At 42.2% G+C, this 10,700-nt stretch carries 10 protein-coding genes; all 10 read left to right on the top strand.

What is annotated here, in order from left to right:
• The first annotated feature begins 55 nt into the window (after positions 1-55).
• The 10 genes from J2S25_RS19490 to J2S25_RS19445 all read left to right on the top strand — a co-directional run bounded on the left by J2S25_RS19490 (position 56) and on the right by J2S25_RS19445 (position 10,496).
• Complete coding sequence (locus J2S25_RS19490; protein WP_307192683.1) at positions 56-295, top strand: aldo/keto reductase; 240 nt, start codon at positions 56-58, stop codon at positions 293-295.
• A 451-nt stretch (positions 296-746) separates the two neighbouring features.
• Positions 747-1,601 carry a GRP family sugar transporter gene (locus J2S25_RS19485; protein ID WP_128721591.1) on the top strand — a complete coding sequence of 285 codons (855 nt, stop codon included), beginning with the start codon at positions 747-749 and terminating at the stop codon, positions 1,599-1,601.
• 14 nt (positions 1,602-1,615) lie between these two features.
• The gene (locus J2S25_RS19480) at positions 1,616-2,401 is read left to right on the top strand and encodes a glucose-1-dehydrogenase (RefSeq protein ID WP_044396708.1); all 786 of its coding nucleotides are present in this window, start codon (positions 1,616-1,618) and stop codon (positions 2,399-2,401) included.
• A gap of 400 nt (positions 2,402-2,801) precedes the next feature.
• Positions 2,802-5,162 (top strand): glycoside hydrolase family 65 protein, encoded by a 2,361-nt coding sequence (locus J2S25_RS19475; protein WP_307192682.1) that lies wholly within the window; start codon positions 2,802-2,804, stop codon positions 5,160-5,162.
• A gap of 4 nt (positions 5,163-5,166) precedes the next feature.
• Positions 5,167-6,417 (top strand): ABC transporter substrate-binding protein, encoded by a 1,251-nt coding sequence (locus tag J2S25_RS19470; protein WP_307192681.1) that lies wholly within the window; start codon positions 5,167-5,169, stop codon positions 6,415-6,417.
• A gap of 409 nt (positions 6,418-6,826) precedes the next feature.
• Positions 6,827-7,708, top strand: coding sequence for a carbohydrate ABC transporter permease (locus tag J2S25_RS19465; protein ID WP_307192680.1), 882 nt, complete (start codon positions 6,827-6,829; stop codon positions 7,706-7,708).
• Entirely contained in the window at positions 7,708-8,538 is an 831-nt protein-coding gene (locus J2S25_RS19460) for a carbohydrate ABC transporter permease (RefSeq protein ID WP_044395174.1), read from the top strand. Before J2S25_RS19465 ends, J2S25_RS19460 begins: the two co-directional genes overlap by 1 nt.
• Positions 8,539-9,243, top strand: coding sequence for a beta-phosphoglucomutase (gene pgmB, locus J2S25_RS19455; protein ID WP_307192679.1), 705 nt, complete (start codon positions 8,539-8,541; stop codon positions 9,241-9,243).
• 58 nt (positions 9,244-9,301) lie between these two features.
• Entirely contained in the window at positions 9,302-10,321 is a 1,020-nt protein-coding gene (locus tag J2S25_RS19450) for a LacI family DNA-binding transcriptional regulator (RefSeq protein WP_307192678.1), read from the top strand.
• Between the two features lie 34 nt (positions 10,322-10,355).
• Positions 10,356-10,496, top strand: coding sequence for a hypothetical protein (locus J2S25_RS19445; protein ID WP_277813892.1), 141 nt, complete (start codon positions 10,356-10,358; stop codon positions 10,494-10,496).
• The last annotated feature ends 204 nt before the right edge of the window (positions 10,497-10,700 follow it).

The raw sequence follows: 10,700 nt of genomic DNA, 5'->3' as shown, positions 1-10,700 counted from the left end.
GCAAAAGCTGCCCCTTGTCTGACCGAACTTTCATCCCACCTCTAAAGAGGGTGCTATCGCACCTGCGTGGGCTTTCTCGTTCGGAAAATCTGTAAATAACAACATAATCATCATCCAATCGAAGTGTGGCATTCGTTTTGGGGATCAGGAAGCAGGTCTGCCAACAAGATATGATTTTTCAAAATCGGATATTCTCGACAGTGTGGATGGGATTCTTTCAAGGCTTGGTATTGAATACCTTAACATTTTGTTACTGCACCGTCCCGATCCGTTAATGGACCCTAGTGAAGTTTGAAGTTGGAGAAGCGTTCCACCAGCTCAAGGCATCTGCAAAGTGCGTTCGTTCGTGTTTCCATATGAGTGCAGGTCCAATGCGCTTACTGCAGAAGCATACCGACGAAAAAATTATGGTCAACTAATTGGAAATGAGCTTACATAAAATTTGCTGGATCGATACAGGTGTACATGTCAATCAGGAAGCGGCACGCCAAAACACTTTCCCGGAAGGAACGCTAGAGTACTGCCAGATGGAAAATATCCAGATTCAATCATGGTGCTCCCTTGCAGAAGGTCTCTATTCAGGGAAGAACATTTCATAAAAAAGACTTTTCAGAGGATAGCATATTCGCTATCCTCTTTAATTTTTGCCGTGAATGTGAATGTTGTACTCTTGCGGAATAAGATTCGACTTTATATCTCAGTCTAATAGTAACATGTCAGTAATGATGAGATTGGGGTATGAGGCTATGACTGGGATTTTATTGGCTTTGCTTGCAGCGGTGTCGTGGGGCAGCATTGTGTTTATCAGCAATAAGCTGGGCGGTGACGAGGACAGCCAAACGCTTGGTACAACGGGGGGAGCCTTGTTATTTGCGATAGTGGTATTTCTTTATAAGAGACCGGACTTGTCGACGCTTGTATGGGTGGTAGGTTTTATTTCCGGCCTGTTTTGGTCACTGGGCCAGAAAAATCAGTTTGGGGCCGTTCGCTACTTGGGCGTTGCGAAAACGGCACCCATGTCAACTGGCTTGCAGTTGATTGGGACCACTTTTTTCGGAGTGTTTATTTTTAAGGAATGGCAAACAAAAATGAATATTATTGTCGGTATTGCTGCGCTTGTCTTAATTATTGCAGGTGCATTGCTTACTTCACTCAATCAGGAAGGTGAAAGAGGACAGACGAAGAACCTAAAAAAGGGTCTGCTTGTCTTGCTCATTTCGACGGTTGGGTTTGTCGGATACGTGGTATTAATCCGCTGGTTTAATATTGATGGATGGGCTGCGGTTCTTCCACAGGCGATTGGAATGGTGACTGGTGCATTTCTGATGACCTTACGCGACAAGCCATATAACAAGTATGCTATCCGTAACATATTAACGGGAATCCTTTGGAGCACGGGAAATCTAGGACTATTGCTGGCACTGCCGAGGATCGGGGTTGCTACAAGTTTCTCGCTCTCACAAACTGGAATTGTCATCTCAACGATTGGCGGTCTTTTCTTTTTAAATGAACGAAAAAGTAAAAAGCAAGTTTGGCGAGTGTTACTGGGCTGCCTGTTTATTATTGCAGGTGGTGTGGTAATGGGAGTAACGAAAAGATAAAAGGAGCTGACATAATGTATCCAAATCTTGAAGGAAAAGTCGTGGTCATTACAGGTGCTGCCACTGGTCTCGGGAAGGCAATGGCGGAGAGATTCGGGGCAGAGAAAGCCAAAGTTGTCATCAACTATTTTAACGAGGAGCAAGAAGTGCAAGAGATTATAGAGACGGTAGAAAGAGCAGGCGGAAATGCGACTGCGATTCAAGGGGATGTCACGAAGGAAGCTGATGTAAAAAGGATGATCTCCCATGCGGTGAAGACATTCGGTACATTGGATGTCATGGTGAATAACGCGGGCATTGAAAACGAGGTGCCTTCGGAAGACCTATCTCTCGAGGACTGGAACAGGGTTATTTCCACTAATTTAACAGGGCAATTCCTTGGCTGCAGGGAAGCGGTTGATTATATGCTACAAAATAACATCAAGGGTTCGATCATTAACATGTCATCCGTCCATCAGGAAATACCGTGGCCACACTTCGTCCATTATGCAGCCAGCAAAGGAGGGGTTAAGCTCTTAACCGAAACGCTCGCACTCGAATTTGCTCCTCATGGGATACGAGTGAACTGCATCGCACCAGGTGCGATTAACACACCTATTAATGCTGAGAAATTTGCAGACCCTGAGCTGAAAAAAGGTGTCGTAGATTTAGTCCCAATGGGCTATATCGGCAAGCCAGAAGAAATCGCGGCCTGTGCCGTATGGCTTGCCTCTAGCGAAGCAAGCTACGTCACAGGGATAACCCTTTTTGCAGACGGCGGAATGACCCAATATCCAGGATTCCAGGCAGGGAAGGGATAATAAGTTAAAGCGCAAGCGCCTTGGTCAGCCCCGACAAGCGCTGGAGCTGGACAATTCTCGAAGTTAAATTTCTTTCTTATTCTATAAAAAACAGGTCCTTATTGGAGCAGTTCTTGTGGCAACACAACAGTTGTTACGAGAACCGCTCAACAAAAAGTTCACAAAATTAAAATTGACTTTACAAAAGTAACGAAATATACTTAAAAGTGTAATAAACCTAAAACGTTTTCGGAAAACGTTCAAAAATGAGATACGCATGTCTATATTTTTTTAGAGATGACCGAAAACGTTTTCAGAAACCGCTGTCATTTCTGACTGCAAGAAGTAAACATATCGAACAGAGAACGTTTTATTTTTTTCACCTATACTAAAACGTTTTCGAAGGAGGTTTTGTTGGGTAATGATGAATTATGATTTAGGAAAAGGAAAATATGCAAACTGGGTTGTTTCAGATGTTTCCTTTTCTGCTGACACCCTGGGAAAGACAGAATCCATTATGTATCTTGGGAATGGATACATGGGCTTGAGGTCTGTGGCTGAGGAGCCCTACCTTGAGGAGACAAGAAACCTATTTGTAGCAGGAACGTTTAATAAGTTTGATAGGAATGAAGTAACAGAATTGCCAAATATCGCGGATATTACACGCGTTAATATCACGATTGACGGTGAGCGTTTCAGCTTGGAATTTGGCTCCGTAAAAAATTATGTAAAACAACTAAACTTAAAAACTGCCGAACTGATAAGAAGCTTCGAATGGAAGTCACCTAAAGGAAAAGAGTTGCGTTTTAACTTCCGAAGATTTGTATCACTCGATAATCTTCACTTGATCGGGATGAAAATGGAAGTAGAGTCGCTTACACATCCTGTTTCCATTGGATTTGATTCAGGCATCGACTCACAAATGACAAATTCGGGTGTCCAGCACTTCCATGAAGGCGACAAGAGAATATTTGATAAGAAATTCATCCAGCTGGTGCAAACCACAACTGAATCAAAAGTAGATGTTGTGCTGAACACTGCCCATGAACTTTCTGTAAATGGCATTAAAGTAGATGTTGAGCCAATAATGGGAATGGATCGCCGGAAAGTTTGGCTTCAATACAGCCTGGATTTGCAGCCCGGTGACACTCTGGCCATGGAGAAACTGACAACCATCCATACCAGTCGCGATAAAGAATATGCCGCACAAGAATATCAACTAGAGTTATTGCGTGAAAAGTCGATGGAAAATCTTCGCACAGCTTCTTTAAAAGGATATGAAAATGTATATAAGGAGCATGTTGCTGCTTGGGATGCAAAAGTTTGGAACAAGTACAACTTTACGGTGAACAGTGAGGATCCATTTGATGCATTGGCTTTAAGGTTTGCCATTTATCATTTAACTGTCATGACACCGGCCCATGATGAGCGAATGGGCATCGGGGCAAAAGCTTTAAGCGGTGAGGGCTATAAAGGACATTCATTCTGGGATACAGAAGTGTTCATCCTTCCATTCTTTATCTACTCTAATCCAGAAGTGGCAAAATCACTGCTGAAATACCGCTACCACGGCCTTGTAGGGGCTAGGAAAAAAGCAGCAGAGAACGGGTATGAAGGAACTATGTATCCATGGGAAGCGGCCTGGCCGACAGATGGCGAAGTAACGCCGATCTGGGGAGCTGTGGATATCGTGACAGGTAAGCAGACCAAAATCTGGTCAGGATTTATTGAACAGCATATTACGGCGGATATTGCCTTTGCTGTTTGGCAATATTATAAAATCACGAATGACCAGGAGTTCATGAATCTATACGGCTATGAAATCATTTTTGATACTGCTAGTTTCTGGGCAAGCCGACTGGAGTGGAACGAGCAGAAGCAAGAGTACCAGATCAATAACGTCGTTGGACCGGATGAATATAAAGAGCATGTGGACAACAATGCATTTACGAATCATATGGCTCATTTCAATATCAGCCTTGCGATGAAATATTATGAAGAATTGAAAGGAAAAAATCCGGAAATTCTCGAAGGTCTTGAATCCAAGCTTAAATTGACAGATTCGTATAAATCATGGGAAGAAAAGCTCGAAAAGATTTATCTGCCACAGCCACGAAAGGAAGATATGGTGATCCCACAGGATGATACGTACCTGAACAAAAGGGTAATCGATCTTGAAAAATATAAGAACCAGTCAAAAGTAGGAACACTTTTCAATGATTATAATCTTGAGCAGGTGAATGAAATCCAGGTTTCCAAGCAGGCAGACATCATGATCCTGTTTCTGATACTTGCAAATAGATTCAGCCCTGAAGTGAAACAGGCAAACTTTGATTACTATGAGCCAAAAACGCTGCATGATTCATCGCTTAGCCTTTCCACACATGCCATTCTTGCAAATGACCTTGGCAGAGAAGAATTGGCATACTCCTTGTTCAGGAGAGCAACAGAAATTGATTTAGGTCCTGCAATGAATTCATCTGACCATGGAGTCCACGCCGCATCACTTGGGGGCATTTGGCAATCTGTAGTTCTAGGATTTGGCGGAGTAAGAATGGTGGATGGAAAGCTGAGAATCAATCCAAGATTGCCAAAGCACTGGAAGGACTTAAGTTTTACCATCAATTGGCAGGGAAGTAAGCTACAGCTGCACATGGATCATTCTACATTGACGATAACTACAGAAAAAGAAGTCTCTCTAATTATTGAAGTGTTTGGACAGAAGTATGAAGTAACTGGTGAAACAAAAATAAATTATAAAAAACAAAATGTGGAGGTTTAAAAGCATGAAAAAAATAGCGGCATTTGCACTAGCAACATCCTTGATGGTTGGACTTTCAGCTTGTAGTTCTTCGTCCGAAAAGACTGATAATGCTAAAGGTGGAAATGAAATTACCCTTGCAGTATGGGGTTCTTCTCCAGCTGAGACAAAGGCGCTCGAAGCAACAATTGACAGCTTTGAAAAAGCTTCAGGAAAAAATGTGAAAGTGGAAGTGATCCAGGATAATTTCCAGGATGCCCTAACTGCACGTTTTGCAGCGAAAAATGCTCCGGATGTTTTTTATATGGAAGCATACGCTGCACCTAAGTTCATCAAAAGTGGTGTCCTCGCAGACATTTCAAATGAAGCAAAAAACCAGGAAGATTTCTATGAGCCCCTGATTGATTCCTTCAAAGGGGAAGATGGAAAGCTATACGCTTTACCAAAAGACTATTCTACTTTATCACTTTATGTGAATACTGACCTACTGACAAAAGCAGGCTTCAAGGTTGAAGATATCCCTTCTGACTGGAATGGACTTCTCGAATTTTCCGAGAAAGTACAGGCAAAATTGGATAAAGGCCAGGCTGCAATGGTATTCGATAATACAATGGCACGCCACCTTAGTGCTATGATTGCAAGTGACTTGAATCCGGTAACAGAAGATGGAAAAGCAGATTTCACTTCTAGCCCCGAAGCAATTTCATATCTTGAATCTCTTGTGGAAGGACAGGATAAAGGTTATCTTGCAAACCCAAAAACGGATCTTGGTGTTGACTGGGCAGGGGCAGCGTTTGGCGCGAATAAAGCTGTCTTTATGATTGAAGGAAACTGGGTATTGAGCGCCTTGAAAACAGATTACAGTGACGTAAAATATCAAGTTTTTCCAGCACCTAAGGTTAATGGGAAAGAGCAAACAATGACCTTCACTGTTGGTTATGCAATTGCCAAAGATTCAGAGAATAAAGAAACAGCAGTTGAATTCATTAACTATATGACTGGTGATGGCCTCAAACAATGGAGTGAAGGTTCTGGAACTCTTCCTTCACGCATCTCTACATCTGAAGAAATGAAGGTTAATGAAGACCCAGTTCTGAAGGCGCATGTTGAAGGTGCCGAGTATGGAACCGTTTGGTCTTCAGGTGTGAACCTGCCAGTTATTTCACAGGCATTCGATAACCAGTTCATGGCTGCACTGAATGGCGATAAGTCAGTTGAGCAGGCGATGAAAGATGCGGAACAAGAAGCAAATGATGAAATCGCACGCCAGGAATAAAAAAGATATCATTTTTAGCAGAAAAGTTTAAATTGTACTAAGCAGAGGGCTTTAGTGCCCTCTTTCTTTTATAGAATAAGAAAGTATAATCCACTTCGAGAATTGTCTAGCTCCAGCGCCTAGCCCCTCGAGACGCTTCGGTCCTGCCAATGAAGTCAAAGAACGACTTCACTGTCAGGCCCTCCAGCGCTTGTCGGGGCTGACCAAGGCGCTTGCGCTTTTCTTATAATTGGTCGTCCTTAATATAAATGTTTTTAGTGAGTATTTGATTTTAGCTGCTTGGCATGAATGGTTGCTGTTTGAGGTAACTTTAAAATCCCTATAGAATGGCTGGGATGGTTCAACAGCGAAGAATGAAACTACAGATATTTAATGAAAGAATAATGCCTACTTAAACGAGGTGAACGAAGTGAACAACAAACGCCATCAAAATCTTCAAGGGTATTCATTTATGATGCCTGCTTTGCTAGCCATCCTTTTCTTTACGATCGTCCCAGTTGTTTATGCCTTTTTCCTGATGTTTTTTAAGGTGGATATGCTGGCGGGGACAAGGAATTTCATTGGCTTGGATAACTTTGGAAAAATATTCGAAGACCCAAAATTTTGGGCTTCATTCTATAATACATTCAAGTATGTATTGGTTGTCGTTCCAATACAAACGATCATCGCATTGGCTCTTGCCGCATTATTGAATAATAAGGTAAAATTCAGCCGTGGATTTCTGACGGTCATGTTCATTCCTACTTTGACCTCATCTTCGGCTATGACGTTGATTTTTATGTGGCTCTTCAACAATAACGGGCTTGTTGTCAATACAATTGACGATCTATTTGGCATAAGGTTGGAATTCCTGACTGATCCCAGTCTGGCACTGACCGTCATTATGATTATGAATATCTTTTCAACTGTCCCACACTTTATGATCGTATTCTTATCAGGCTTACAGGATATCCCTGACAGTTTGTATGAGGCAGCCTCACTTGATGGTGCTTCAGCTTTTAAACAATTCCGTCATGTAACTGTCCCACAGATAATGCCAATCACTTTTTATGTTGTTACAATGGGCTTGGTTGGATGTTTCCAGATTTTTGACCAGGCATTTATAATCTCGAATGGTACAGGTGGACCGCAAAATTCAACCCTGACATTCTCCCTATATATTTATCAATTGGCATTCAACAGTAATGATATGGGACGCGCCACAGCACTGGCGTTTGTCTTGGGAGCTATTATTTTCACCGTAACATACATTGTAAACAAACTACTCAAAGCAGATGAGGTGAATGGGTAATGAGAAATGGTAAGAGCAGTAAAATGAAGGCGATTGTGTATGCTTTGCTTATAGGGTATTCACTTTTGACCCTTGTCCCGTTTCTTTGGAGTATCTTGACTTCATTTAAGACCACAGCGGAAATTGCCAGTGGCGGTACTTTTTTTCCACAAGAGTGGAGTACTGCTGGATATGAAAAAGTTTTTGATTCTCAGCTCCCAACGTGGGTGATGAATTCCTTGTTCGTAGCGCTCGTAACCACGCTAATTAATCTGGTGGTTAACACGATGGCAGGATATGCACTTGCAAGAATTGATTTCAAAGGCCAAAAAGTTCTGTTCAGTGCGCTATTAGCCTTGATTATGATTCCCTCACAGGTAACCATGATTCCATTGTATATAGTTGTTTCAAAATTAGGCTTGGTGGACAGTCATTGGTCGATAATCCTCACAACAATGTTTAATATTGGCTATATTTTCATGATGCGCCAGTTCTTTGTCAACTTTCCGAGAGATGTGGAGGAAGCTGCAACGATGGACGGGCTGTCGAGGATCGGAACGTTCTTTCGGGTTGTCCTTCCAAATGCTAAGGCAGCGGTTGCAACCCAGGCAGTATTTGTTTTTATGGGAGTATGGAATGAATTTATGAAACCGCTCCTGTTCATTTCCAGTCCAGACCGTTACATGCTGACACAGGGATTGAACGCACTGGCAAAACAATTCAAGAATGCTACTGCATGGGATGTTATTATGGCAGGGTCACTGATTTCCATCATCCCAATTTTCATTATCTATATCATTCTGAACAAATACTTCATTCAGACAAATAATCAGACAGCAGGCGTAAAATAAATGGATAAAGGAGAACAGAAATTGAATTTAAAAGCAGTTATTTTCGATTTAGATGGAGTGATCACTGATACAGCAGAGTGGCATTTCCTAGCATGGAGCGAATTGGCCAAAAGCATCGGGATTCACATCAACAAAGAATTCAATGAGGAATTAAAGGGTATTAGCCGGATGGAAAGCCTTGAACGGATTCTTGACATGGGAGGAATCGCACATACTTTTACTGAAAAAGAGAAAGTGGAGCTTGCACAGCGTAAAAATAAGTACTATGTCCAGCTTTTGACACAGATGACACCCGAGAATATTTTTCCCGGTATCAGAAAGTTTCTCGAGGAACTAAAAAAGAATCATATTAAGATTGGCCTGGCTTCTGCTAGCAAGAATGCCCCATCGATTCTAGATGCATTGCAGATAACGGAATTTTTCCAGGTCGTTGTCGATCCTGAAAAGATAGCAAAAGGAAAGCCGGCACCTGATATTTTCCTTTCAGCAGCTGAGAAGTTATTAGTCAATCCACGTAATTGTGTTGGTATTGAAGATTCCATTGCCGGATTGCAATCTATTCGGTACGCAGGAATGTTTTCTATTGGGGTAGGTACTTTGGATATCATGAAGGAGGCTGGAGCAAATTTAGTACTTGAAAGCACAGCAGAATTAACGCTGGAACGATTGAATGGTATGTTCAACATCCATGCGAGTGATTATTGACAGGGAGATAGGCTTCTTTGATAATACAGGAAAAAGGCTCAGCAGGAGATGGTTGTAGATGGCTACTATTAAAGATGTGGCTAAAAAAGCAGGGGTATCGATCAGCATGGTCTCAAAGGCATTTAATGATTACCCTGATATTAGTGAAAAAACAAAAAAGCTAATTTTAAATGTTGCGAAGGAGATGGACTATTCTCCTAATCTGGTTGCAAAAAATTTGTCATCCAAAAAACAGAACACTATTGGCTTGATTACCTCAGGTTTTTTTGAAAGTGGCATCAAAGACAACACAAACTCCTTCCAGCTTTTTAAGGGTGTTTATGCAGCGGTGGAACAATCCCAGCATGAACTTGCGATATACATGATTGATTCGCAAAAGCAGAAGCAGAAGAGCTATGCAGCCTTTTGTAAGGAAAGAAATATAGGCGGGGCAGTCTTGTCAGGAATTCGCATTGATGACCCCTTCTTTCTTGAACTGATCGATTCTAATATCCCATGTGTTGTATTGGATGTGAAATTAGAGAAAGAGAGCGCATTAGTCGGTTCTGTGTCGATCAACAATTTCGAAGCAAGCAAAGGAATAGCTCTTTACTTGTTGGAGCGGAACCATAAAGACATCGTCATTGTCGCTGGCAAGGCAGAAGCGTGGGTGAACGCGGAACGGCTGTCCGGTGTTAGGGAAGCATTTCGTGAACAAGGAAAGGAACTATCTGAAGAAGATATCATTTATGGTGATTTTTTCGAGGATAAGGCGTACCAACTGACTAAAGAACTGTTAAAGCATAAAACTCCATCGGCGTTTTTATGTTTCAGTGACCTTATGGCACTGGGGGTCATGAAAGCTGTCAAGGAGCAAGGGCTTAAAATCCCCGAAGATATTTCCGTTACTGGATTCGATGGAATTTTAATTAGTGAGTTTACCCAGCCTCCACTTACAACAATCCAGCAGGATTTTTTTGAAATGGGAAAGCAAACGGCACTGTTGCTCCAAAAGATTATGAATGGTGAAAAAACCAGTCAGAACATCACGGTTGAACATTTGTTCATCGAGCGAGGGAGTGTGTCGTCGAAATTATAGTTGACAAGATAATGACTGCAAGGGCGCGACCAAAATTGTCTCGATTTTTCCTGATAAGAGTTCAGCTGATCTTCCCACCACACAAGGAGCCATTTTACTCACAGAACTACAAACAGGAAGACATAGAAGCTTACTGTCCGCTTCTTATCTGACACGATTGAGAACCGGCGCCTAAAGTGCCATCTTAGCCCGACATCTCGCAAGGCCCGACAGCCAAGTGCTGACCGTCATTGGCACTGGAGCAAGTACTGGGATAGTGAATGTGCTCCCGATTCAAGAGATCTATTTAACGGATTTCCGAAAGAAGTCTCCCATCCTCAAGGAATGGGAAGGGCTAAAGCCCAATGAGTAGGTGGGAGATGAATTTTGGTTGGCTTTA

The organism is Mesobacillus stamsii, assembly GCF_030814065.1.
In the GTDB taxonomy this organism is placed as follows: domain Bacteria; phylum Bacillota; class Bacilli; order Bacillales; family Cytobacillaceae; genus Mesobacillus; species Mesobacillus stamsii.
Note: the sequence above shows the minus strand (reverse complement) of the source record. Positions and strands in the feature narration are given on the sequence as shown.

What these genes read in the sequence shown, in the direction of transcription:
- J2S25_RS19485 (WP_128721591.1), top strand. Translation starts at nt 747, where the DNA reads ATGACTGGGATTTTATTGGCTTTGCTTGCAGCGGTGTCGTGGGGCAGC.
- J2S25_RS19480 (WP_044396708.1), top strand. Translation starts at nt 1,616, where the DNA reads ATGTATCCAAATCTTGAAGGAAAAGTCGTGGTCATTACAGGTGCTGCC.
- J2S25_RS19475 (WP_307192682.1), top strand. Translation starts at nt 2,802, where the DNA reads ATGATGAATTATGATTTAGGAAAAGGAAAATATGCAAACTGGGTTGTT.
- J2S25_RS19470 (WP_307192681.1), top strand. Translation starts at nt 5,167, where the DNA reads ATGAAAAAAATAGCGGCATTTGCACTAGCAACATCCTTGATGGTTGGA.
- J2S25_RS19460 (WP_044395174.1), top strand. Translation starts at nt 7,708, where the DNA reads ATGAGAAATGGTAAGAGCAGTAAAATGAAGGCGATTGTGTATGCTTTG.
- pgmB (WP_307192679.1), top strand. Translation starts at nt 8,539, where the DNA reads ATGGATAAAGGAGAACAGAAATTGAATTTAAAAGCAGTTATTTTCGAT.
- J2S25_RS19450 (WP_307192678.1), top strand. Translation starts at nt 9,302, where the DNA reads ATGGCTACTATTAAAGATGTGGCTAAAAAAGCAGGGGTATCGATCAGC.